The sequence below is a fragment of the Mycolicibacterium psychrotolerans genome (assembly GCF_010729305.1).
In the GTDB taxonomy this organism is placed as follows: Bacteria; Actinomycetota; Actinomycetes; order Mycobacteriales; family Mycobacteriaceae; genus Mycobacterium; species Mycobacterium psychrotolerans.
Genome location: NZ_AP022574.1, coordinates 1,917,882 through 1,941,965 on the forward strand (window position 1 = coordinate 1,917,882; position 24,084 = coordinate 1,941,965).

General features: G+C 68.7%; 24 protein-coding genes. 15 read left to right on the forward strand and 9 right to left on the reverse strand.

From position 1 onward, the window contains the following. Genes G6N45_RS09460 through G6N45_RS09470 form a run of 3 tightly spaced genes read right to left on the reverse strand, consistent with a single transcriptional unit; the run spans position 1 to position 3,823 of the window. Positions 1-1,503: an AMP-binding protein gene (locus tag G6N45_RS09460; RefSeq protein WP_163721852.1), complete on the reverse strand. Its 1,503-nt coding sequence runs from the start codon at positions 1,501-1,503 to the stop codon at positions 1-3. Then, a complete protein-coding gene (locus G6N45_RS09465; RefSeq protein WP_163721853.1) occupies positions 1,500-2,243 on the reverse strand; it encodes a GntR family transcriptional regulator in 744 nt (247 codons plus the stop codon). Before G6N45_RS09465 ends, G6N45_RS09460 begins: the two co-directional genes overlap by 4 nt. Further along, positions 2,240-3,823: an SMP-30/gluconolactonase/LRE family protein gene (locus G6N45_RS09470; RefSeq protein ID WP_163721854.1), complete on the reverse strand. Its 1,584-nt coding sequence runs from the start codon at positions 3,821-3,823 to the stop codon at positions 2,240-2,242. Before G6N45_RS09470 ends, G6N45_RS09465 begins: the two co-directional genes overlap by 4 nt. 134 nt (positions 3,824-3,957) lie before the next feature. Here G6N45_RS09470 and G6N45_RS09475 point away from each other — a divergent pair, with 134 nt between their 5' ends. From G6N45_RS09475 to G6N45_RS09530, 12 genes are all read left to right on the forward strand, one after another. After that, positions 3,958-4,803, forward strand: coding sequence for an SDR family NAD(P)-dependent oxidoreductase (locus G6N45_RS09475; protein ID WP_163721855.1), 846 nt, complete (start codon positions 3,958-3,960; stop codon positions 4,801-4,803). After that, a complete protein-coding gene (locus tag G6N45_RS09480) occupies positions 4,803-6,158 on the forward strand; it encodes an aromatic ring-hydroxylating oxygenase subunit alpha (protein WP_163721856.1) in 1,356 nt (451 codons plus the stop codon). The genes G6N45_RS09475 and G6N45_RS09480 overlap by 1 nt, the downstream gene beginning before the upstream one ends. 63 nt (positions 6,159-6,221) lie before the next feature. Then, positions 6,222-8,069: a flavin-containing monooxygenase gene (locus G6N45_RS09485; RefSeq protein WP_163721857.1), complete on the forward strand. Its 1,848-nt coding sequence runs from the start codon at positions 6,222-6,224 to the stop codon at positions 8,067-8,069. Next, the gene (locus G6N45_RS09490) at positions 8,062-8,985 is read left to right on the forward strand and encodes an SDR family NAD(P)-dependent oxidoreductase (RefSeq protein WP_163721858.1); all 924 of its coding nucleotides are present in this window, start codon (positions 8,062-8,064) and stop codon (positions 8,983-8,985) included. The genes G6N45_RS09485 and G6N45_RS09490 overlap by 8 nt, the downstream gene beginning before the upstream one ends. Positions 8,986-8,995: 10 nt before the next feature. After that, the gene (locus tag G6N45_RS09495) at positions 8,996-10,135 is read left to right on the forward strand and encodes a CaiB/BaiF CoA transferase family protein (protein WP_163728142.1); all 1,140 of its coding nucleotides are present in this window, start codon (positions 8,996-8,998) and stop codon (positions 10,133-10,135) included. Beyond that, positions 10,135-11,289 (forward strand): acyl-CoA dehydrogenase family protein, encoded by a 1,155-nt coding sequence (locus tag G6N45_RS09500; protein WP_163721859.1) that lies wholly within the window; start codon positions 10,135-10,137, stop codon positions 11,287-11,289. The genes G6N45_RS09495 and G6N45_RS09500 overlap by 1 nt, the downstream gene beginning before the upstream one ends. Then, positions 11,286-12,203 (forward strand): acyl-CoA dehydrogenase family protein, encoded by a 918-nt coding sequence (locus G6N45_RS09505; protein ID WP_163721860.1) that lies wholly within the window; start codon positions 11,286-11,288, stop codon positions 12,201-12,203. Before G6N45_RS09500 ends, G6N45_RS09505 begins: the two co-directional genes overlap by 4 nt. Next, positions 12,200-13,351 (forward strand): acyl-CoA dehydrogenase family protein, encoded by a 1,152-nt coding sequence (locus G6N45_RS09510; protein WP_163721861.1) that lies wholly within the window; start codon positions 12,200-12,202, stop codon positions 13,349-13,351. The genes G6N45_RS09505 and G6N45_RS09510 overlap by 4 nt, the downstream gene beginning before the upstream one ends. Continuing rightward, on the forward strand, positions 13,348-14,337 hold the full coding sequence (locus G6N45_RS09515) for an acyl-CoA dehydrogenase family protein (RefSeq protein WP_163721862.1): 990 nt from the start codon (positions 13,348-13,350) through the stop codon (positions 14,335-14,337). The genes G6N45_RS09510 and G6N45_RS09515 overlap by 4 nt, the downstream gene beginning before the upstream one ends. Positions 14,338-14,339: 2 nt before the next feature. Next, entirely contained in the window at positions 14,340-16,046 is a 1,707-nt protein-coding gene (locus G6N45_RS09520; protein WP_163721863.1) for a thiamine pyrophosphate-binding protein, read from the forward strand. Positions 16,047-16,074: 28 nt separating this feature from the next. After that, complete coding sequence (locus G6N45_RS09525; RefSeq protein ID WP_163721864.1) at positions 16,075-17,499, forward strand: aldehyde dehydrogenase family protein; 1,425 nt, start codon at positions 16,075-16,077, stop codon at positions 17,497-17,499. Positions 17,500-17,566: 67 nt separating this feature from the next. Continuing rightward, positions 17,567-18,463 (forward strand): amidohydrolase family protein, encoded by an 897-nt coding sequence (locus G6N45_RS09530; RefSeq protein ID WP_163721865.1) that lies wholly within the window; start codon positions 17,567-17,569, stop codon positions 18,461-18,463. 69 nt (positions 18,464-18,532) lie between these two features. Here G6N45_RS09530 and G6N45_RS09535 read toward each other — a convergent pair whose 3' ends face one another. The 4 genes from G6N45_RS09535 to G6N45_RS09550 are packed head-to-tail and all read right to left on the reverse strand — an operon-like array spanning position 18,533 to position 21,044. Further along, positions 18,533-18,892, reverse strand: a complete 360-nt coding sequence (locus G6N45_RS09535) for a DUF3140 domain-containing protein (RefSeq protein WP_163721866.1) — start codon at positions 18,890-18,892, stop codon at positions 18,533-18,535. Then, positions 18,889-19,101, reverse strand: a complete 213-nt coding sequence (locus G6N45_RS09540; protein WP_163721867.1) for a hypervirulence associated TUDOR domain-containing protein — start codon at positions 19,099-19,101, stop codon at positions 18,889-18,891. The genes G6N45_RS09535 and G6N45_RS09540 overlap by 4 nt, the downstream gene beginning before the upstream one ends. Positions 19,102-19,153: 52 nt before the next feature. Further along, entirely contained in the window at positions 19,154-20,050 is an 897-nt protein-coding gene (locus tag G6N45_RS09545; protein WP_163721868.1) for a cyclopropane mycolic acid synthase family methyltransferase, read from the reverse strand. 46 nt (positions 20,051-20,096) lie between these two features. After that, positions 20,097-21,044 (reverse strand): cyclopropane mycolic acid synthase family methyltransferase, encoded by a 948-nt coding sequence (locus G6N45_RS09550; protein ID WP_163721869.1) that lies wholly within the window; start codon positions 21,042-21,044, stop codon positions 20,097-20,099. Between the two features lie 201 nt (positions 21,045-21,245). On the opposite strand from G6N45_RS09550, the gene G6N45_RS09555 reads away from it, so the two are divergent. Further along, a complete protein-coding gene (locus G6N45_RS09555) occupies positions 21,246-21,971 on the forward strand; it encodes a 3-keto-5-aminohexanoate cleavage protein (RefSeq protein ID WP_163721870.1) in 726 nt (241 codons plus the stop codon). On the opposite strand, the gene G6N45_RS09560 is transcribed toward G6N45_RS09555, so the two are convergent. Beyond that, positions 21,961-22,407: a cupin domain-containing protein gene (locus G6N45_RS09560; protein WP_163721871.1), complete on the reverse strand. Its 447-nt coding sequence runs from the start codon at positions 22,405-22,407 to the stop codon at positions 21,961-21,963. The genes G6N45_RS09555 and G6N45_RS09560 overlap by 11 nt on opposite strands. A 25-nt stretch (positions 22,408-22,432) precedes the next feature. On the opposite strand from G6N45_RS09560, the gene G6N45_RS09565 reads away from it, so the two are divergent. Then, a complete protein-coding gene (locus G6N45_RS09565; protein ID WP_163721872.1) occupies positions 22,433-22,891 on the forward strand; it encodes a hypothetical protein in 459 nt (152 codons plus the stop codon). Continuing rightward, positions 22,888-23,484 carry a GNAT family N-acetyltransferase gene (locus G6N45_RS09570; RefSeq protein ID WP_163728145.1) on the forward strand — a complete coding sequence of 199 codons (597 nt, stop codon included), beginning with the start codon at positions 22,888-22,890 and terminating at the stop codon, positions 23,482-23,484. The genes G6N45_RS09565 and G6N45_RS09570 overlap by 4 nt, the downstream gene beginning before the upstream one ends. A 9-nt stretch (positions 23,485-23,493) precedes the next feature. Here the strand turns inward: G6N45_RS09570 and G6N45_RS09575 are convergent, their stop codons facing one another. Continuing rightward, on the reverse strand, positions 23,494-23,943 hold the full coding sequence (locus G6N45_RS09575) for an Hsp20/alpha crystallin family protein (protein ID WP_163721873.1): 450 nt from the start codon (positions 23,941-23,943) through the stop codon (positions 23,494-23,496). Positions 23,944-24,084: the final 141 nt, after the last annotated feature.

Sequence of the window (24,084 nt, forward strand, 5' to 3'; positions counted from 1 at the left end):
TCACGCCTCCTCGGTCAAAGCGGCCTTGATGCGGTGCTTGAGCACCTTGCCGGCGTCGTTTCTCGGTAGTTCCCCGACCAGCACCACCTGTTCGGGCGCCTTGAACCTCGCGACGCCGCGGCCGGTCAGGAAATCCTCTAGGGTGCCGACGTCGGGGCGGGCGCGGCCGTTCGGCACGATCACCGCGCAGGCCCGTTCACCGGTCCGGCCGTCGGGCACCCCCACGACCGCGATCTCCGCGATCTGCGGATGCGTGATGAGAAGGTCCTCGATCTCCTTGGGCGAGATGTTCTCGCCGTTGCGGATGATGATGTCCTTACGGCGTCCCGTCACCACCAGGTGGCCGTCCTCGGTCCAACGGCCGAGATCACCGGTGCGGAAATAGCCTGCCTGGTCGAAGGATTCGCGGTCGTCCTCTGGGTGCAGGTATCCGGTGAGCATCTGCGGGCCGCGCGCGCGGATCTCCCCGTCGACGAGCACGACGTCGGCGATGCCGGGGCGACCGTCGGTGTCGGCGGCGCGGTCGGCGTCGTCGAGCGAACCCACGGTGGTCACAGGCACCTCCGTCGACCCGTACACCCTGCTGACCGCAGCATTCTCGAAGTACGCGGCGGCACGGCGGATCAGCGACGGCGGGACCGACGCACCGCCGCAGATGAACACCTTCAGGTCGGGCAGGCGCGTGCCCGCCCGCTGCGCCGCGGTGAGGATCCCGTCGAGGAACGGGGTGGCGCCCGCGACGTGCGTGCACCGGTGCTCGACCATCAACGCGACGGCGGCCTCGGCGTCCCAGCGGTCCATGAGCACCGCCTCGGTGCCCAGCAGCAAGGGGCATTCGAAGGCGTAGATCGATCCGCCGATGTGAGCGATCGGGGAGGGCACCAGGAAGGTGTCTCCTGGCTCGATCCGCCAGTGGCTGCCGAGCTGAGTGATCAGCGCATGGAGCGATTCATGGCTGTGCCGAACGCCTTTCGGTCGGCCGGTGGTGCCGGAGGTGTACAGGACCATTTGGGTCGCGTGCGGGCGCAGCGTCGGCAGCGGGCCGCCGGCGGGTTCGGTGAGCAGGTCCGACAACGAGGTGTGCGAGCCCGCGTGCCCGCGCACCACCACCACGTCCGGCGGCGAAGCCAGCTGCGCGGTGACCCGGTCGAGCATCGCGACGTAGTCGTGCCCGGCGACGCGGTGCGGGACGAACACCGCGCGACTGCCCGAATCGGACAGCAGATAGGACAACTCGTGATCGCGCAGCGACGGCAGGATCGGATTGACCACCATGCCCGCCAGCGTGGCGCCGAGGTAGATCACGGCCGCCTCGGGCCAGTTCGGCACCATGAACGACACAACGCTGCCTGCCGGCATGCGACCGAGGAGCGCCTGCGCCACAGCATCTGCCTGCTCCAGCAGCCCGGCGCAGCTGACGGTGTGCCCGTCGCCGCGGATCAGAATGCGGTCCGGGGTGCAGCGTGCCGCGTCGCGCAGCGCGTCGGCCAGCGTGGGGCTCACGGCGTGTCCCGGATCCTGCGCATCGTCATCGAGTGCCGGAAGCGGGCCGACGGGTGCGTGTTGACGGTGACCTGGGCCGTCTCGCCGTCGGAGGTGGTGTAGGTGCGCTGCATCTGCAATGCGGCCGAACCGGATTCGGCCTCCAGCCGGTCGGCCGGCTCGCCCGACAGCACGACCGCGCAGATCTGCTGGTGCACCTCCACCACGCTGACGCCGAACAGGTCCTCGATCAACGGGAAGATGGGGCCGGTGTGGTGCTGCAGGAGCCTGCCCACCGCGGCGAAGCTGCGGTTGATGTAGTACTCCGTGCGGCACATCGGCGCACTGTGGTCGTCCACGCGCCGATATCCCGACACCACAAGCCATTCCGTGCCGGTCGTCAGTCCGGTCCGGTCGGCGAGCTCGTCGTCGAGGGTGAGCATGGCATTGGTCTCGATCGCGAACCGGGCGCCCTGCGCGAAGGCCAGCAGGTCGTCGATCGACATCACGTCCTGGGCGTAGGAACTGGTGCCCGGCCGGGGCACCACCAGCGTGCCCGCCCGCGGCCGCGACGACACCAGGTTGTCCTCGCGCAACCGGCGCAGCGCCTCGCGAATGGTGTAGCGGCTCACCGCGAACCGCTCGCACAGTTCGTGCTCGGTGGGCAGATGCGAGCCGACCGGGAACACGCCGTCGACGATCTCCTTGCGCAACGTGCGCGCCACCTGCAGGTAGCGGTGATCACCGGTGGTCGCGGTCATGCCCGCAGCACCGCGAGCACGCTGCCGTCGCCGTCGGCCGAGATGAAGAGCGTGCCGTCCGGAGCCGCGGCGATGCCCGCGAACGGCCCCTGCGGCCCGGAGAACGGCGGCATTCCCCGAAGCGGTTTGGGCTCGACTCCGGGTGGCGCACCGACCGGCAGGGCCGATGCGATCGTCGTGCGCGCCGCGGTCCCGAGGTCCACCTCGACGAGCTCCTTGGCGCCGGCGTCGACGATGTAGAGCAGGCCGTCGCGGACCGCGATGCCCTGCGGATGGTGCAGTCCGTCGACCACCGTGTCGGCGCCTGCGCTGGTGAGCCGCACGACGCGGCCCGCCCCCGACTCGGCGACCAGGGGCACGCCGTCGGTGTCGAACGCGATGCCGACCGGATCGCGCAGACCGGTCGCGAGTGTCTCGACGGTGCCGCCGTGCAGACGGTGCACCCGGCCGGTGCCCAACTCGGCGACCACGACACCGCCGTGGGCGTCGACGGCAACACCGTAGAGCTGATCGAATCCGGTTGCCAGGTAGTCGGATTCGCCCGCTCCCGGCCGGTAACGGGCGACCTGTCCGCCCGAGGTCGTGACGACGAACTCGTCGGCGCCGACGGCGGTGACCCCGCGCAGGAAGCCGGGATAACCGGGGGAGAACAGCATGCCGACCGTCTCCAGCGCACCGGAGGGGCTCACGGCGTAGAAGTAGGTGCCGTCGGCGACATGGAGTCGGCCGCCGGCGACCGTGAGGTCCAGCGGCCAGTTCAGGCCGCCCGGCAACACGGTCGACGCGACGCCGTCCGGGCCGATCTCGGTGATCTCGCCGGTGAAGTTCGACACCACCAGCCGCCCGTCGACGAAGGTCAGGTTGTCCAGGCCCGGCGACAGCTGCGCCACCACGCTGCTGTCGCCCGTGCGTGGGTCGATGCGCAGCACCTCACCGGTGGCCACCTGCGTGGACACCAGGAATCCCTCGGCGTCGAATTTCACCGCGTCCGGCACCCCGAGGCCGGCCGCCACCCGCTGCGGCTCACCAGATCCGTCCGGGTCGACCCGCCAGATCTCGTTGGCGGTCATCAGCGGGTAGTACAGCAATCCGTCCGGCCCCACCTCCATCGCGTTGGGGGAGGGCAACTCGTCGAGCAGGACCCTGGGTGGGCCGCCGTCGAGGGGGAGTTCCATCAGCCGGCCGCCGTCGCGGCACTCCCCGACGAACAGCCGGCCCCGATGCACGGTGATGCCGTTGGCGCACGGCAGATCGTCGCGCAGCACGCGGGTCCGCCCGCCGGTGTCACGTGCGCTGACCCTGCCGTCCATCACCTCGGTCGCATACAGCGTGCCGTCGTCGCCGAAGGCCACGTCGTCGGGTGCGACGATGTCGCCGCCCTGGGCGCTGACGGTGTCCACCGTGCCCGTCGCGACGTCGAGGGCGCTGATCTGACTGCCCGTCACCTGGGCGATGTAGACCCGTCCGTCGGGTCCGGTGCGCAAGCCGTTCGCACCGTAGAGCCGACTCGGTGCGGTGACGCGCCGGACCTGCCAGCCGAACGCAGCGGTCAACGGCTGCGCGGGGTACCGGGCGATCATGGCTCCGCACGTTAGCAAGCCGCAGTAGTCCAGACAATAGCGTGCAGAGCGCTCTTGACGAGCTAAATACGCTGCGGAATAGTGTTCTCCGATATGCAGAGTCATGTTATTTGTCCGGACAAGGAGCTGCCGTAATGGGCGTCTCGCTGCAGCTCGAGGGCCGCGTGGTGGTGGTCTCCGGCGCGGGCGGCGGCGGCATCGGCACGACGGTGACCCGGATGGCAGCCCAGGCGGGCGCCACCGTGGTGGCGGTCAGCCGCTCGCGCGACAATCTCGACGAACACGTCGTCCCGCTCGCGGACGCCGGCCTGGCGGTTCTGCCGGTCGCCGCCGACGCATCCACCGACGACGGCATCGCGACAGTGCTCGACCACGCGCGCCGCGCCGACGGCACGCTCTACGGACTGGTCAACGTCGCGGGCGGTGCCGCACCGGCCACGTGGATGCCGTCCACCCGCGTCACCCGGGAGGACTGGCGCGCACTGTTCACCGCCAACCTGGAGACGGCGTTCTTCATGAGCCAGGCCGTCAGCCGGGAACTGCGGACCCGCGGCCTGGCGGGCTCGATCGTCTCGGTGTCCTCGATCAGCGGCATGAACACCGCACCGTTCCACATCGCGTACGGCACCGCCAAGGCAGCGGTCACGGCGATGACGCGGACGATGGCCGTCGAACTCGCCGCCGACGGCATCCGCGTCAACGCCGTGGCCCCCGGGGTCACCCGTACCGCCGCGTCGGCCACCTACGTCGACGACGATCCCGAGCGGGACCGCACCGCGATCGCGATGGGACGCCGGGGAACCCCCGAGGAACAGGCGGGCGCGATCCTCTTCCTGCTGTCCGACCTGTCGAGCTACATCACCGGCCAGACCCTGCTCGTCGACGGCGGGCTGAACCTGAAGTGGACCCACCTGGGCGCGGACAACACGTCGCTGTTCCTCAGAGACGAGTCCTTCCGAGACACCATCAGGAGCATGTGATGACCGACGTGGACGCCACCGAGGAGCTGTCCGAACCGATGACCATCGGGGTCGAGGCGTATGTCTCCGAGGAGTACGCCCGCGCCGAGCGGGATCGCCTGTGGCGCAAGGTGTGGCTGCAGGTGGGCCGCGTCGAGGAACTGCCCGACGTGGGCAGCTACCTGACCTACGACATCCTCGATGACTCGATCGTCGTCGTGCGCACGGGTCCCGCGGACTTTGCAGCCCACCACAACGTGTGCATGCACCGCGGCAGGCGGCTCATCGACACCCCCGAGGGCGCCAAGAACGCGGTCGGGCGGGCGCGCAAGTCGTTCGTGTGCGGCTTCCACGGCTGGACCTACGGTCTCGACGGCGCCTGCACCCACATCCGCGAACAGGACGACTGGCAGGGCAAGCTCGCTGCGCGCAACACCCACCTCGCCCCCGTCCGCGTGGACACCTGGGGCGGTTGGCTTTTCATCACCATGGACCCCGACTGCGAACCGCTGGCCGACTACCTGTTCCCGGCCGCCAAGATCCTCGACCCGTTCGGGTTGGAGAACATGCGCTACAAGTGGCGCAGATGGCTGGCCTTCGACTGCAACTGGAAGGTGGCGCTGGAGGCGTTCAACGAGACCTACCACGTGTTCACCACGCATCCGGAGTTCAACAGGTTCGGTGAGTTCAAGGGCTGGGCGAAAGCCCAAGGGCGGCACAGCAACATTGGCTACGACGCACCGAAGGGCATGGACGAGACCAAGTCCAAGATCCGGCTCGGCACCGGTGACCCGCGCGTCTCGACCGCCGAGATGCAGGTCTACACCATGGAGGAGACCAACGCGACCACCACCCAGACGCTGGTGAACGCGGCGAAGCGACTCGTCGACGAGTTGCCAGAGGGCACCCCCGCCGACAAGGTGCTCGAACACTGGCTCGCCTCGGCCCGCCGCGACGACGAGGCCCGCGGCGTGATCTGGCCGACGATCCCCGCCGACGTGCTGGGGCAGAGCGGCACCGCCTGGCAGATCTTCCCGAACTTCCAGATCGGCCAGGGTCTGACGAGCGCCCTGTGTTACAGCGCCCGGCCCGATCCGGGCTACAACCCGAACCGGTGCATCTTCGAGGTCGCCGTGTTCGAGCTGTACCCGAAAGGGCAGGAGCCGGAGACGGAATGGGTCTACACGCCCAAGGATTCGCCGGGCTGGCGCTCGGTGCTGCCGCAGGATTTCTCGAACATGGCCGCCGTGCAGCAGGGCATGAAGTCCGCAGGCTTCCCCGGTACGCTGCCCAACCCGTACCGCGAACGCAGCACCGTGAACCTGCACCACCAGCTGGCGAAGTACATGGGCACCGGCGCCCCCGAGCAGTTGTGATTTCGGCGTGAACATCTGCGCTCAGCGACGACAACCACGCCGAAATCGCCACGGAGGAGGATCGTGAAACCCTGCGGGCCCACCGACACCCCCGACGACATCGACATCGAGGCGCTGCGGCAGAAGTACGCCCAGGAGCGGGCGAAGCGCCTGCGCCCGGAAGGCTCCGGGCAGTACCTGGAACTCACCGACGACTTCGCCGACTTCTACGAGATCGATCCGTACACCCCGCTGACCGAGCGAGACCCGGTCGTCGAGACCGCCGAGGTCGTGATCCTCGGCGGCGGGTTCGCCGGGTTGCTGGCCGGGGCGTATCTGAAGAAGGCCGGCGTCGAGGGCGTGCGGGTGGTCGAGATGGCCGGCGACTTCGGCGGCGTGTGGTACTGGAACAGATTCCCCGGAATCCAGTGCGACAACGACGCGTACTGCTACATCCCGCTTCTCGAGGAGCTGGGGTTCATGCCGTCGAAGAAGTTCGCCGACGGCGCGGAGATCTTCGGTCACTGCCGCGCGATCGGCAAGCACTTCGGGCTCTACGACGGGGCGCTGTTCTCGACTCAGGTGCGCGACATGCGGTGGGACGACGACGCCGCCCGGTGGCGCATCGGCACCGACCGTGGGGACGACATCGCCGCGCGGTTCGTGGTCATGGCGCAGGGCTCCTACAACCGTCCCAAGCTGCCCGGCATCCCCGGCATCGACGACTACCGGAACGCGGGAGGGCACTTCTTCCACTCCGCGCGCTGGGACTACGACTACACCGGCGGCGGCGCCGGCGGTGGCCTGCACAAGCTCGCGGACAAACGCGTGGCTCTGGTCGGCACCGGTGCGACGGGAGTTCAACTCGTTCCGCACCTGGCCCGGGATGCCCAGCACCTCTTCGTGTTCCAGCGGACCCCCTCCTCGGTCGACGAACGCTCGAACACCCCGACCGATCCGCAGTGGGCCGCCTCGCTGCAGCCGGGCTGGCAGGAGGAGCGCAAACGCAACTTCCACAACTGGTCGCCGTTCGTCGGTGTGGTTTTCGGTGAGCCCGATCTGGTGTGTGACTTCTGGACCGAGCTGGGCCGCAACATGTCCGCGCGGATCGCGGCGAGCGAGGATCCGGCGTCGCTGGGCATCGAACAGATCATGGCGATCCGCGAAGAAGAGGACTTCAAGATCATGGAGCGCCTCCGCCGCCGCATCGACACTCTGGTCTCCGATCCCGGCACCGCGGAGGCACTCAAGCCGTACTACCGGTTCATGTGCAAGCGGCCGTGCTCGAGCGAGGAGTACCTGCCGGCGTTCAACCGCCCGAACGTGACGTTGGTCGACGTCGCCGAGTGCAAAGGGGTGCAACGGTTGACGGCGAACGGAATCGTCGCCAACGGCGTCGAATTCGACGTCGACTGCGTGATCTTCGCCAGCGGCTTCGAGATCTCCACCGAGATCAGCCGGCGCTACGCGATCGACGTCATCGAGGGCCGCGACGGGCTTTCGCTGTTCGACCACTGGCGCGACAGCTACCGGACGCTGCACGGGATGACCAGCCGGGGCTTCCCCAACATGTTCTTCACCGGCTTCATCCAGGGCGGCGTGTCGGCGAACACCACCGCGATGTTCGAGCAGCAGGCCGCTCACATCGCCTACATCCTCGCCGAGGCGCAGAACCGCGGCGCCAGAACCGTCGAGCCGAGCGAGCAAGGCCAGCAGGACTGGCTCGGAACTGTCGCAGAGCTGTCCATCGACAACTCCGCATTCGAACTGAGCTGTACGCCCGGCTATTACAACAACGAGGGCCGCGGCAGCGCCGAGGGCAACGGATCCTTCCTCGGCGACTTCTACGCGCCCGGGTTCTACGCGTTCGACGACCTGCTCGCCCAGTGGCGGGCCGCGGGCACCCTCGAAGGGCTCGAACTCCGTGGCTGAGCTGAGGTTCGACGGCCGCGTCGCGGTCGTGACCGGCGCGGGCCGCGGGCTGGGCCGGTCCTACGCGCTGATGCTGGCCGAACGCGGGGCCGCGGTCGTGGTCAACGACTCCGGCGCCGGCCTCGACGGTGAGGGTGCTGACGCCGGCCCCGCGCACCGGGGGGCACAGGAGATCATCGAGGCCGGCGGGCGCGCCGTCGCGAGCACCGACTCCGTCGCGACCCCCGGGGGCGGGCGGGCCGTCATCGACACCGCGGTGCAGCGGTTCGGCCGCGTCGACATCCTGGTGCACAACGCGGGCATCGTCCGGCGGGCACCGTTGCGGGACATGAGCTCCGGCGACTTCGACGCCGTGCTCGATGTGCACCTGCGCGGGGCGTTCCACGTGGTGCAACCCGCGTTCGGGCCGATGTGCGACGCCGGATACGGCCGCATCGTGCTGACGTCGTCGATCGGCGGCCTCTACGGCAACCACGACGTCGCCAACTACGCCGCCGCCAAGGCAGGCGTGCTCGGGTTGGCCGACGTCGCGGCGATCGAGGGCGCCGCCCACGGCGTCACGGCCAACGTCATCGTCCCTGGCGCCGTCACCCGCATGGCCGCGGGCATCGACACCGCGGCCTATCCTCCGATGGGTGCGGACCTGGTGGCCCCCGTCGTCGGCTACCTCGCTCACGAAACCTGCACTCTGAGTGGGGAGATCCTCGTGGCTCTCGCCGGCCGGGTCGCGGTCGCCGCGATCACCGAATCGCCGGGTGTCCACCGCTCGTCCTGGACCGTCGAGGACGTCGCCGAGCGGCTGCCACAGATCCGGGACATGTCGGCGCCGGTCCGGTTTCCGGTGCTGCCCGACGGGCACGCCGACCATCTGCGCCACAGCTTCGCGATGGCCGGACACGGAGCCGACCGTGGCTGACACCGGACCACTGGCCGGGCTGCGCGTCGTCGATCTCACCGCGATGGTGATGGGCCCCTACTGCACCCAGATCATGGCCGACATGGGCGCCGAGGTGATCAAGGTCGAACCGCCGCAGGGGGACAACACCCGCTACATCTCCGTCGGTCCGGTACCCGGAATGAGTGGGGTGTTCGTCAACGTCAACCGCGGCAAGCGCAGCGTCGTGCTCGATCTGCGCTCCGACGACGGCCGGGCCGCGCTGCGAGCGCTGATCGAGCGCGCCGACGTCTTCATCCACTCCATGCGCGCCAAGGCGATCGCCGCCCTCGGCTTCGGTTACGACGACGTCGCCGCGATCAATCCCGCGATCGTCTACACCAACTGCTACGGCTACGGCAGGCGTGGCCCGCACCGCGACCGGCCCGCCTACGACGACACCATCCAGGCCGAGTGCGGGCTGCCCGCGGTGCAGAAGCAACTCACCGGGCAGGCCGACTATGTCGGCACCATCATCGCCGACAAGGTGGCCGGTCTGACGGCCCTGTACGCGACGACGATGGCGCTGTTCCACCGCGAACGCACCGGGCAGGGACAGGAGGTCGAGGTCGCCATGTACGAGACCATGGCGTCCTTCATGCTGGTCGAGCACGCCAACGGCGCCATGTTCCACCCCCCGCTGGGGCCCGCCGTGTATCCCCGCACCGTCGCACCCAACCGCAGGCCCTACCGCACGAAGGACGGCTACCTCGCGGCGCTCATCTACAACGACAAACACTGGGACGCCTTCATCGGTGCCGTCCGGCCCGCCTGGGCCTCGGAGCTCTACGCGACGCTCGAGGCGCGCGCCCACCACATCGACACGGTCTACGGGCTGGTCGCCCAGACCATGGCCGAACGCACCACCGCGCAGTGGCTGGCGCTGTTCGGTGAGCTGGAAATCCCTGCCGCACGGCTGAACTCACCCGACGCCCTGTTCGACGACCCGCATCTCAACGCGGTCGGGCTGTTCGAGACCGTCGACACCCCGCAGGGTCCGGTGACGTTCCCCGGCGTGCCGACATGGTTCTCCCGCACACCGGGACGGGTGCGGGGGCCCGCGCCGGAACTGGGCGCCGACACCGCCGACGTGCTGGCCGAGCTGGGGCTGACCGCGGGCGGGCCGCGCTGATGGACTTCGACATGGGCACGCGTGCCGCCGAGCTGCGCGCGGAGTTGCGCGATCTGGTGCGCGAGCACATCCCCGAGCACTTCCTCGGCGCGTTCACCGATGATCCGGCGGATCTCGCGACGGCGCAACGGTTCTGCCGGACACTGGCCGACCGCCGTCTGCTCTGCTCGGCCTGGCCGACGGAGTTCGGGGGCGGGGGAGCGTCGGTCTGGGAGCAGACCGTGGTGCGGGAGGAGATGTGGGCCCACCACGAACCGCGCGGCGCGCAGTACATGGGTGTCAACTGGGTCGGCCCGATCATCATGCGCCACGGCACGCCCGAGCAGCAGCGCCGGCATCTGCCGCCGATCGCCGCGGGTGAGGTGATCTGGTGCCAGGGGTTCTCCGAGCCCGAGGCCGGATCGGACCTGGCGTCGCTGCGGACCTCGGCGCGGCGTGACGACGACGGATGGCTCGTGAACGGGCAGAAGATCTGGACGTCCTACGCCACGATGGCGCAGTGGTGCTTCCTGCTGGCCCGGACGTCGCGCGGCGACAAGAAACAACAGGGCCTGACGATCTTCCTGGTGCCGATGGACGATCCAGCGATCACGGTGCGACCGATCGACACGATGCTGGGGCCCCATCACCTCAACGAGGTGTTCTTCGACGACCTGCGGGTCACCGACGCCGACGTGCTCGGCGCCGTTGATGGGGGCTGGTCGATCGTGGCCGACGTGATGGCGTTCGAACGGGTCGGCATCGCCCGCTACGCGCGCTGCGAACGGCTGCTGGTGGCCGCGCCCGGCGTGCTCGGCGACCGGTGGGGCGGCCTGCCCGCCGAGCTGCGGACGCGGTGGATCCGCATGCTGAACCATTGCCGGCGGGCCAGGCTGCTGGCCTATCGGGTGGTCGAGGCGCAGAGCAGCGGCCGCATCGCCCCCACGGACGCGGCCGCCTACCGGATCGCGGTGACGACGCTCGACCAGGACAGCGCCGAGGTGCTGATGGACATCGCCGCCGAGGTGCGCCACGACGACAGCCGCGCCCGATGGTTCCTCGGCGAGGTCGACGACCACTGGCGCTACGCGCAGGCCGCCACGGTGTCGTCGGGAAGCATCGAGATGCAACGCATCCTGTTGTCGCGCGCGATGCTGGCAGGTGAGCGCCGGTGAAGCTCGACCTCGACGCCGACGCGCAGGAATTCGGTCGCCAGGCGCGCCACGCGATGGGTGCCGCCGGTGGTGACCGGCTTATCGTGCAGGCACACGCCGCGCCGCAGACCCGCGAGGCCCTGGTGGGCCCGCTGCTGGCTGCCCTCGGCGCGTGGGAGCTGGACCCGCGCGGTGACGCCGCCGATCTCGAGGCCGCGGCCGCGCTGTGCAGAAGCGCCGGCTACTGGGCCCTGCCGTATCCGATCGCCGAGCGGCTCTCCGCGTCTGCCGACCTCGACGTCGACGGGCTGATCGTCGTCGGCGGTGCGCGGCCCGCCGGTGCCGTGGCCGGCACCGAATCTCGTTGGGCTGCTGTCACTGTCGAGGGCCTTCGGTATCGGGTTACCGGCCTGGGCGACAGGCAGCCGGGTCTGGTCGTCGACCTGGAGCTGTCGCCGCTCGACGAGGCCGGCGCGGATGATGTGCCCCTGGGCCTGGTGCTGCCGTGCTGGACGCTGCTCGGGATGCTCGACCGGGCCATCGAGCTCACCGTCGCCCACGTCAGCCTCCGCACGCAGTTCGGCCGGCCGCTGTCGGCGTTCCAAGGGGTGCAGTTCCAACTCACCGACGCCGAGGTGGAACGCACGGGCCTCGACATCCTGGCCAAACACGCGCTGTGGAGCATCGCGACCGATCAGCCCGGGGCGGTGGAAGACGCCTTGGCACTGCGGATGTCGGCATTGGAAGCGGCCGACGTCGTGTTCCGGGTCTGCCACCAACTGCACGGCGCGGTCGGCTTCTGCGACGAGACCACGCTGTCGTGGCTGTCGCGGGCCAGCCGGCCCCTGCGCAGGCTGCCGTTCGGGCTCTCGGGTACTCGCGACCACCTGACCCGGACAGCGGGCGACCGCGGGCTCGCAGGATTGTTCACATGAGCCTCGACGACTTCCGCTCCGAGGTGCGGGCCTGGTGCCGCGACCACATCCCGAAAGACTGGCGCGCCGGCCAGACCGGGGTCGGCGACGACGAGTTCGTCCGCTTCCAGAAGGACTGGTTCACCACGCTGCACCGCGCGGGATACGCCGTGCCGCACTGGCCGTCGGAGTGGGGCGGCGGCATGAGCGTGGACCGGCAGGTGGTGCTGTACCAGGAGTTGGCCGCCCACGACGCGCCGCGGCTGGTACTGGCCTTCGTCGGCATCCACCACGCCGCGGCCACGCTGCTGGTCGCCGGCACCGAGGAGCAGCGCCGGCGCCACCTGCCCGCCATTCTCGACGGCGAGATCTGGGTGCAGGGTTTCTCCGAACCGGAGGCCGGATCCGACCTCGCCGCGCTGCGCACCACCGCGCGCCGCGCGGGCGAGGAGTTCATCGTCAGCGGTCAGAAGCTCTGGGCCAGTGGCGCTCTGCACGCCGACTGGTGTCTGTTGCTCGCCCGCACCGACCCCGATGCCCCCAAGCGGCACGGCATCTCGTATTTCCTGCTGGACATGACCACTCCCGGTGTCCACGTGCGGCCCATCCGCAACGCGACAGGCGACTCACATTTCTGCGAGATCTTCCTCGACGACGTCCGGATCCCCGCGGCCAACCTGATCGGCGGCGAGAACGCCGGCTGGCAGGCCGCTCAGTCCACGCTGGGCGCCGAGCGCGGGATGACGATGCTCGAACTCGCCGAGCGGCTCGGCAACGCGGGATTCCGGTGGCTGGTCGAGTCGGCCCCGCTCGACGATCCGGTGGTCGCCGACCGCCTCGCGGCCTTCGACACCGAGATCACCGGCCTGCGGGCGCTGTGCCGGCGCCTCGTCGAGAACGGTGCGAGCGGGCCGGCCGACGCGTCCATCGTCAAGCTGTACTACAGCGAGCTGTTGCAGCGGTTGACCGACTTCGGCGCGGAGGTCGGCGGTCTGCAAGCCCACACCGTGGTGGCCAAACCGCTGTCGAGCGGATGGGAATCCCGTTCGTGGGTCCTCGATTTCGTCGGCTCCTGGGAGTGGACCATTCCCGGGGGCACCAGCGAGATCCAGCGCACCATCATCGCCGAACGCGGTCTGGGCCTGCCCCGAGAACCGAGCGTGGCGTGACGACGTCCTTCGCCGACCACCACGACGACCTGCGGGCCGTGGCCGCTCGGCTGCTGGGCCGGGGCGCCGCACCGGACTGGGGTGCGCTCGTCGACGCCGGGTGGACCGGTCTGGAAGTGCCCGAACATCTCGGCGGCGCCGGTGCGACCTTCGCCGAGACCGCGATCATCTGCGAACAGATCGGACGCGCAGCCGCCACCACCGACTTCCTCGGCGGTGCCGTGCTCGCCGCCGGTGTGCTCACCGCGCTCCCGCCGACCGACGCCCGGGACCATTTGCTCGGCGCGGTCGCCGCAGGGCCGGCCCGGCTCGCCGTGGCGGTCGGCAGTTTCCGCCTCGACGGCGGAGTCGTGTCGGGCCGCGCCGACTTCGTTCCCGACGCTCTCGGCGCCGACCAGATCCTGATCCCCGTCACCGGCGGCGTCGCGGTCGTCCAGTCGACGGACGTCACCGTCACCGCGCAGCCCGTCGTCGACCAGACCCGACGCCTGGCCACCGTCACGGCCGACGGCGCCCCCGCCGACACCGTCCTGTCCGCATCGCCGGGCGCGCTCCACGACCGCGCCGCGGTCGCGATCGCGTGTGACAGCCTCGGCGTCGCACAGGAGATGCTCTCGCGCACTGTGGAGTTCGTGAAGGTGAGGCACCAGTTCGGCCGGCCTGTCGGGTCGTTCCAGGCGGTCAAGCATGCCTGCGCCGACATGCTCGTCGGCATCGAGGTGTCCCGTCAACTGGTCGCCGAGGCGGTGACCGCCCTCGCCGCCGGTGCCGACGGCGGTGTCGCGGCCGCCATGGCGAAATCCCACGCCTGCTCGACCGCCGTCGCCGTCGCCGGCAAGGCGATGCAGCTGCACGGCGGCATCGGCTACACGTGGGAAGCCGGCATCCACACCTACCTCAAACGCGCTGCACTGAACCGATCACTGTTCGGATCGACTGCAGCACAACGACGTCGCATCGCACAGAGATATCCGAAAGGGACATGACCATGGGCGTACCCGTGTACGAACGCATCCTCGACCTGTTCGAGGCCGAGGGCGTCAACACGCTGTTCGGCATTCCCGACCCCAACTTCGTGCACCTGTTCACCGAGGCCGACGCCCGCGGCTGGTCGGTTGTCGCGCCGCACCACGAACTGTCCGCGGGTTTCATGGCCGAAGCGGCGTCGCGGATGACCGGGAAGCCGGGACTGTGCATCGGCACCCTGGGACCCGGCGTCGCCAACATCGCCGGGGCGATGATGTGTGCGCTGGTCGAGAACTCGCCTGTCATCTTCCTCGGCGGCCAGCGGGCCCGCATCACCGAGCGCCGGGTACGCCGCGGCCGCATCCAGTTCGTGCAGCAGGAACGGCTTTTCGCGCCGGCGGTCAAGTTCAGCAGCTCGATCGAATACGCCGACCAGACCGACGAGATCATCCGCGAAGCCATCCGCCGCTCGCTGTGCGGTACGCCCGGACCGTGCTACATCGAATATCCGTCGCATGTGATCCTCGAGGAGCTCGACGTGCCGGATCCCCTGCCGCCGCACCGGTATCGGCTCGTCAACCAGGGGGCGGGCGAACACGAGGTGGCCAGGGCAGCGACCCTGATCCGCGAGGCCGCGAGCCCGATCCTGCTGGTCGGCCACGGCGTGCACACCTCACGCACCCAGCAGCACGTCAAAGAGCTGGCCGGCCTGATGAACTGCCCGGTCATCCAGACCTCCGGCGGCACCTCGTTCATCCCGGGACTCGAGGACCGGACGTTCCCGTACCTGTTCTCCCCGGCCGCCAACCAGGCAGTCGAGGAGTCCGACCTGTGCGTCGCGCTGGGCACCGAGCTCGGGGAACCCATGCACTACGGACGGACCCAGCACTGGGCGGCCAACGATGCCCACCGCACCTGGGTGTACGTCGAACAGGACCCGGCTGCCATCGGAGTCAACCGCCAGTTCGACGTGCCTCTGGTCGGTGATCTCCGCGGAGTCGTGCCGCAACTGGTCGACGCACTCAGAGACACCCCGCGCACACCGTCGGCCAACCTGGAGACGCTGATCCGGTCCGACGCCGAGGAACTCGCCCAGCTCGCCGAGACCGCACCCACCGGGCGGACGCCGGTGCACCCCGCGCGGTTCGTCGTCGAAGCGACGAAAGCGTTCCCCGAGGACGGGATCATGGTCCGCGACGGCGGCGCGACCGTCATCTTCGGCTGGACCTACTCGCAGGCCAAGCCGCGCGACGTGATCTGGAACCAGAACTTCGGTCACCTGGGCACCGGTCTGCCCTACGCCGTCGGCGCGTCGGTCGCCGACGGGGGCAGACGCCCGGTCATGCTGCTGACGAGCGATTCGGCGTTCCTGTTCCACATCGCCGAGTTGGAGACCGCCGCCCGGCAGAATCTCCCGCTGGTGTGCGTCGTCGGCGTCGACCACCAGTGGGGGCTCGAGGTCGGGGTGTACAAGCGCACGTTCGAGCAGCCCTCGCCGCAACCCGGCGTGCACTGGAGCAAGGACGTCCGGATGGACAAGGTCGCGGAGGGCTTCGGCTGCCACGGCGAATACGTCGAGAAGGAGGACGACATCGGACCGGCGATCGCCCGCGCCTACGCCAGCGGCAAGGTCGGTGTCGTGCACGTGTGCATCGACCCGAAGGCCAACTCCGAGGAGATGCCCAAGTACGACCGATTCCGGACCTGGTACGCCGAAGGCACCCAGTAGACACGGCCATTGAGGGAGAGTGGAAAGCATGCGCGAATATCTTCAGTTCTACATCGACGGGCACTGGGTCGACCCGATCCGGCCCAACACCCTCGACGTCGACGATCCGACCACCGAAGAGGTCTCCGGACGGATCGCCCTGGGGTCGTCGGCCGACGTCGACGTCGCGGTTCAGGCGGCCCGGCGCGCGTTCGCGACGTGGTCGCAGACCACCCGGGAGCAACGGCTCGACGTGCTCTCGGCCATCCTGACCGAGTACCAGAAGCGCGCGGGCGACCTGGCCGACGCCGTCCACGAGGAGATGGGCGCACCGGCGTCGCTGGCAGCAGGGCCCCAGGTGAATCTGGGCCTCGGGCACCTGGCCACCGCGATCGACACGCTGAAGAACTTCGAGTTCGAAGAGCAGCACGGCAGCACGCTGGTGGTCAAGGAACCGGTCGGCGTGTGCGGGCTGATCACGCCGTGGAACTGGCCCATCAACCAGATCGCCTGCAAGGTGTTCCCGGCGCTGGCCACCGGCTGCACCATGGTGCTCAAACCCTCGGAGGTCGCGCCCTACTCGGCGCAGATCTTCACCGAGATCCTCGACGCCGCAGGCGTTCCCGCCGGTGTCTACAACCTCGTCTACGGTGACGGCCCCGGCGTCGGCGCCGCGCTGTCGAGCCACCCCGACATCGACATGGTGTCGTTCACCGGTTCGACCAGGGCCGGTGTCGACGTCGCCAAGAACGCGGCGGCCACCGTCAAGCGGGTGACCCAGGAGCTCGGCGGCAAGAGCCCGAACATCGTGCTCGACGACGACACCTTCGCCCAGAGCGTCGCCGCCGGCACGTCGGTGATGATGATGAACAGCGGGCAGAGCTGCAACGCGCCGTCGCGCATGCTGGTGCCCGCTGCGCGGATGGACGAGGCGATCGCCGTGGCGCGGGAGACCGCCTCGGCCGTCAAGGTCGGCGATCCGAACGACAAGAAGGCGATCGGGCCGGTTGCGTCGCGGGCGCAGTTCGAGAAGATCCAGGGGCTGCTGCAGAAGGGCATCGACGAGGGCGCCACACTCGTCGTCGGCGGTCCCGGCCGCCCGGACGGCATGGAGACCGGTTACTACGTCAAGCCGACCGTGTTCGCCAACGTCACCAACGACATGACGATCGCGCGGGAGGAGATCTTCGGGCCCGTGCTGTGCATCCTCGGCTACGACGATCTCGACCAGGCTCTCGAGATCGCCAACGACACCGATTACGGTCTGGCAGGCTATGTTTCAGGCGCCGACCTCGACCAGGCCCGGTCGGTGGCACGGCGCATCCGCGCCGGCTCGGTCGCGATCAACCACGGGTTCGACATGAACGCGCCGTTCGGCGGCTACAAGCGCAGCGGCAACGGCCGCGAGTGGGGGCAGTTCGGCTTCGACGAATATCTCGAGATCAAAGCCGCCCTGGGCTACGCCCCCGCCTGAGGTCGCCGAATGCACGGTTTCTGACGGATTTCGGCAGGATTCCGTCAGAATCCGTACTCTCGGCGCTGTGGCGAGCGAAAAGTACACCTACGGAATCGATTTCGACCGCATCGAGGCTGTCGACATCCACACGCACGTCGAGATCGACAGCCACGGGCACCGGGCCTACGACGATGTGCTGGTCGACGCCACCGCGCGGTACTTCAAGATGCCGTCGGGCATCGTCGCGGCCGTGGACGCCGTCGCGGACCTCTACCGGCGGCACAACACCGCCGCGGTGGTGTTCACCATCGACGCCCGCCACGGTATGCGTCACGCGCCCAATTCGATCGAGGATCTGGTCGCGGGCGCGGCGCGCAACAACGACGTGCTGATCCCGTTCGGCAGCGTCGATCCGTGGCAGGGCCGCCACGCGGTGCACCGCGTGCAGGAACTCGTCCGCGATTTCGGGGTCAAGGGTTTCAAGTTCCATCCGAGCATGCAGGCCTTCGAACCCAACGACCGGTCGTACTACCCGATCTACCACGCCATCGCCGAGGCGGGCGTGCCTGCGCTGTTCCACACCGGTCAGACCGGCATGGGTGCGGGCCTGCCCGGCGGGCACGGCATCAAGCTGCGCTACTCCGACCCGATGCTGCTCGACGACGTCGCGGCTGACTTCCCTGAGCTGACGATCGTGATGGCGCACCCGGCCGTGCCGTGGGTCGACGCGCAGATCGCGATCGCCGGCCACAAATCGAACGTGTACATCGACCTGTCCGGGTGGAGCCCGAAGTATTTCCCGCCGCAGCTGGTCCACGCGATGACCCGCCAGTTGCGCACCAAGGTGCTGTTCGGGACCGACTATCCCTACATCCAGATCGACCGGTGGCGCCGCGACTTCGACACCCTCGACGTCGACCCGGCCGTGCTCCCGCTGATCTACAAGCAGAACGCGCTGCGGGTCCTAGGGGTCACTTCCTGACCGCGAGCAGACGCGAACTCGCGCGATTCGGGCCCGATCCGCAAGAGTTTGTGTCTGCTCGCGGGGAGATCAGGACTTCTTCTGAGGGTCGTGGCCCCAGTTCATCAGCGAGTACCGCCACTTGCTGTGCTCGACGTCCTTCGACGGCCCCTGTGCGCGGTGGCGCTTGACGTATCCCACGACCTTGCGCATGTGCGCGTAATCGTCGTCGGACAGGTCGGCCTTCTTCGCCTGGAGGATCTCGATGATGCGCCGCCCGCTGTGATGGCCGGTCGACTCACCGCCGGCGGACGACTTCTGCCCCACGGCCTTCGACTCGTCGGTGTCCAGCCACTTCTTGAGCTCTGACGCGGTCATGTTGACCGCGTCAGAGAACTCGGCATGGGTGTCGGTGGCGGAGTCGGCGTCGGTGTCCCCGCTGCCACTCATGATTTCTTCTTGAGCGCGTCCGGCTTGTGCACCGCGTCGCCACCGCTCTTGTCACTGACCACCCGGTACTGCGGCTCGTCCTTCGACGCGCGCACCGTCCGGCCGGCCGACTCGGTGTCAGAGGTGATCTTCTCCTCGACCGTGCCCTCCACGGTGTTGCCGTGGCTCTGCCAGGTGACCTTGTCGCCCTTGGTGAATTCCTTGCTCATGGCCGACGAATACCCGGCGGCCCGGCGATGACTCTGACCGAAATCTGACGCGTCAGGCCTTGACGAGGGTGAACTGGCCGAGCTCGCTGACGCCGCGGTTGAAGAAATCGCTGCAGCCCACCAGGTACTTCATGTAGCGCTGGTACACCTCTTCCGACGTGGCGGCCACCGCGGCGTCATGGTGGGCCTCCAGCGCCTCGGCCCACGTGTCGAGGGTGCGCACATAGTCCTGGTTGAGGAACTGCGTCTGCTCGACCGTGAACCCGGCCTGCGCGGACAGCTCGACGATGTCCTGCTCGCCGGGCACCGATCCGCCCGGGAAGATCTCCTTGGCGATGAACCGCATGAACTTCAGGTCGGTCATCGTGATCGGGATGCCCAGCTCGGGCCACTTCTTGAGCGGATGGCCGAGGATCGCCTGCAGCAGCATCCGTCCGTCGTCGGGCAGCACGCTGCCGCACATCTTGAAGAACGGTGCGTACCGCTCCTGCGGGAACGCCTCGATCGCCTCGATGCTGATGATGCGGTCGACAGGCTCGTCGAACTGCTCCCAGCCCCGCAACAGGATCCGGCGCGAACGCTCGGTGTCGAGGCCGTCGAGCAGCTCCTGGGCGAACTTGCGCTGGTTGCGGCTCAGGGTCAGCCCGACGACGTTGACGTCGTAGCGCTCGATCGCGCGCTTGAGCACCGACCCCCAGCCGCACCCGATGTCGAGCAGCGTCATCCCCGGCTCGAGGTTCAGCTTGCCCAGCGCCAGATCGATCTTGGCCATCTGTGCCTCTTCGAGCGACATGTCGTCGCGCTCGTAGTAGGCGCAGCTGTAGGTCCGGGACGGATCCTGGAACAAACCGAAGAAGTCGTCGGAGAGGTCGTAGTGCGCCTGCACCTCCTCGAAGTGGGGCGTCATGTCCTTGCCCGACCCGGGCGGACCCACCGCACTCTCAGCCATACCCCGACCGACCTCCATCCGACTCCGTCACGAAGTGCCCAAATTACTACACCGACGTCAATGCCTGCTTCTCACATGTGAACTGCGCGACGTCGGTGTAGCCGTCGCGGAACAGGTTGGCGCAGCCCTGCAAATATTTCAGGAAGCGCTCGTAGATCTCCTCGGACGTGATCTCGATGGCCTCGTCCTTCTTGTTCTCGAGGTTCGACGCCCACGTGTCGAGGGTCTTCACGTAGTGCGGCTGCAGGTGCTGCTCGCGGGTGATCGTGTAGCCGGCCTTGACAGCGTGATCGCGCACCATCGACGCCAGCGGCAAACGGCCGCCCGGGTAGATGTAATCCATGATGAACTTGATGAACCGCACGTTCGACATGGTCAGGGGCAGTCCCTTGGCCTTGATCTCCTCATCCTCGGGGATGATGATCGTGTGCAGCATCATGACGCCGTCCTCGGGCATCCAGCTGTACGTCTTCTTGAAGTAGTCGTCGTACTTGTTGAATCCGAAGTGCTCGAACGCGCCGATTGACACGATCCGGTCGACCTGGCCCTCGAACTCCTCCCAGGGCTGCAGCCGGACCTCCATGGACCGCTTGCTGGTGGAGTTGGCGAACCAGTGGTTCTCGATGTGCTCCTTCTGGTTCTCCGACAGCGTCAGGCCGATGACGTTGACGTCGTACTTCTCCACGGCGCGCATGATGGTCGCGCCCCAGCCGCAGCCGATGTCGAGCAGCGTCATGCCGGGCTCGAGCCCGAGCTTGCCCAGCGACAGGTCGATCTTGGCCATTTGGGCCTGCTCGAGGGTGTAGTCGTCCTTCTCGAAGTAGGCGCAGCTGTAGACCTGGTTCGGGTCCTGCCAGAGCTTGAAGAAGTCGTTGGAGATGTCGTAGTGGAACTGCACCTCCTTCTTGTCCGAGCCGCGCGTCTCCGACGCGGACTTCGACAGCCACTTCGACTGGGCCTCGCCCTTCGGCTGCTCGGTTTCCGTGTTCGACATTCGCCCCATCCTTCTGCGGTCATCACCGACCTGCGTGCGAGCAGGCCGGCCTCTTGGTATTCACCTGCGGCGCACGGCGCGGGTACGCTGCTGACCCGCCCGGCCACGAGAACTGGCTTCGCCGACCATACCTTTCCTCGCCGCGCGGCGGCAGGCGGCGTGCGGAGGAAATCCTTCGCGGACCGCGCGAAGATGGTGAGCATGCCCGGCTCGACGATCTATCTCAAGGCCTGTATCAACGGGGCGCGCACGCCCGACGAGCACGCCGCGCTGCCCGTGACCCCGGAGCAGCTGGCGGCCGAGGCGGTCGCCGCGCACGTCGCCGGCGCCAAGGCCGTACACCTGCATCCGAAGGATGCCGAGGGCGTCGACTCGCTGCTGGCGTCCGACGTCGAGGCCGCGGTGGCCGCGGTGCGGGACGCGGCACCGGGGCTGCCGATCGGGGTCACCACGGGCTACTGGGCGCTCCCCGACGCCGAGCAGCGCCTGCGCGTGATCGAGAGCTGGACGGTGGCGCCCGACTTCGCATCGGTGAACTGGCACGAACCGGGCTCGCGGGAGCTGGCCGAGCTGCTGCTGGGCCGCGGTATCGGCGTGGAGGCCGGCATCTTCCATGCCGAGGCGGCCCGGTCGTGGGCCGCGTCCGGGGTGGCGGCGCACTGCCTGCGGGTGATGGTCGAACTCGGAGCTGACGGTGACGTGGCCACCGCCGACGAGGTGCTCGCGCTGGTGTCCGCGGCGGAATCGCCGGCGCCGATCCTTCTGCACGGGCTCGACGACAGCTGCTGGCCGCTGCTTCGGCACGCAGGTGCTCGCGGGCTGCAGGCGCGCATCGGGATGGAGGACACCCTGGCGCTGCCCGACGGGTCCGTCACCGACGGCAACGCCGCGCTGGTGTCGGCCGCGGTCGAGCTGCTCAGTCGGTAGGTGCGCCGAGCGCGAAGTCGGCGAAGTCGAAACCGGGAACGACGACGCAGCTGACCAGGCAGGGCTGGTCGTCGCGCGGGCGGGCGCGCTGCCAGTGGCCGGGCGGCACCACGAACTGCGGGGTCTCCCCGGCCACGATGTCTGCGCCCAACACATGAGTGGCGGCGCTGTCCTGTTCGGCGCCGACCTCGAGCAGCAACGGGCCGCCTGAGTGGTACAGCCACAACTCGGCGCTGCGCACTGTGTGCCACGCCGACTGCTGACCGGGCATCAGCAGGAAGAGGATCGCCGTTCCCGCGTTGCGGCTTCCCGAGTAGTCCGGCGGCAGAGCGGACTCCGGCACCGTCAACTCGCTGCGCCACGTCTCGGTGTACCAGCCGCCCTCGGGGTGCGGGGAAAGGTCCAGCCGACGCGCCCATTCGGGAAGATCGCTCATCGGCCCACCCTAGTAGTCTTTGCCCATGTCTCGCGCCCGTCCCGGCTGGCTGGTGGCGCTGTGTGCGCTGGTGGTGGCCGTGAGCGCGTGGCTGCCGTGGCTCACGTCGTCGGCCGACGGGGGTGGCCGGGCCAATGCGATCGGAGGCGTGGCGGGCGTGATGCCGGTCCCGCCGCCGGGTTTCGGGGTGGGTCAGCTGGTCGTGCTGTTGGCGCCGTGTCTGGTGGTGGCCGGCGCGATGGCGGCGCGCGACATCTCCGCCCGGATGGCTTCGACTGTGGCGCTGGCGATTTCGGTGGTCCTGGTGGTTCTCGCGGTCTGGTACTACCGGCTCTACGTGTATCCGCCGGTATCGGCCGGCTACGGCCTCTACGTCGCAGGCGGGGTCGCGGTGGCTGCGGCTCTGCTGTCGGTGTGGACGATGCTGGCGGCATGGAGAGCGACGGGGTCGCGATCGGCGCCGGCCACCGGCGGGCTCCGGTGAGCGGCTTCGTCGAACCTGTCACGTTGGCAGGGGAGCGTTGGGTGACGCTGGAACCCGTGCGCGACGACCATCTCGCGGAGATCGAAGCGCTTGCGGCCGACGGCGAACTGGGTCGCCTCTGGTACACCGGTGCGCCGAAAGCCGGTGCGGCCGCGGAGTGGCTGCGGATGCGACTGGCATTGCAAACGCCCCAGACCGGGCTGACGTACGTGGTGCGCGGCCGCGACGGCGCGATGATCGGTTCGTCGAGCTACATGAACGTCGACGGCCCCAACCGCAGGCTCGAGATCGGGAACACCTGGTATGCCGCCGCGGCCCGGCGCACTGGCGTCAACACCGAGACCAAACTACTGATGTTGGGCCATGCGTTCGACGAGCTGGGTTGTGTCGCAGTGGAATTCAGGACGCACTTCTTCAACGCCGCCAGCCGGGCCGCGATCGAACGGTTGGGCGCCAAGTGCGACGGCATCCTGCGCAGCCATCAGCTGCTGCCGGACGGCTCGCGGCGCGACACGGTGGTGTACTCGATTCTCGACATCGAGTGGCCCGCCGTGCGGTCCAACCTGCGATTTCGGTTGGACCGCAACAGCTGAGCCGTCGGACTACTCGGCGTCGACGGTGGTCGGCGAAATGGACGCCTGGCTGCCGGAGTGGGTGATCTCCACCTTGCGGGGCTTCGCGCGCTCCGCAACGGGGATGGTCACCGTCAACACCCCGTTCTCGTAGGTTGCCGAGATCGCGCCGGCGTCGACTCCGTCGCCGAGCGCGAGCTGTCTGCGGTAACCGCCGAAGAACCGCTCGTTGGCCAGCCACTGGGCCGATTCGTCGGACCGCGCGGTGCGGTGGGCGGAGATCGTGAGCGTGCCGTTGTCGACGTTGACGTCGACCGAACCGGGGTCGACGCCGGGCAGATCGGCGGTGAGCACGTAGTGGTCGTCGATCTTGCAGAGGTCCATCGGCATGAAACGGGGAACGCGGTTCGATCCGGTCTGGCTGCTCAGCAAGCCCCGGGTCAGAGCGTCAAGGTCACTGAACGGATCAAAGCGGAGCACAGCAATCCACCTCCTACGTCACTCAGGGCCCGCCACCCTGGCGGGCGACTAAATCACTGTGCACCTGCGAGGTTAGCACTCAGTATTTGGGAGTGCCAACAACTTTGGGCGGTTTTCTTCTCCGAATTCCGGGCCCGGCCC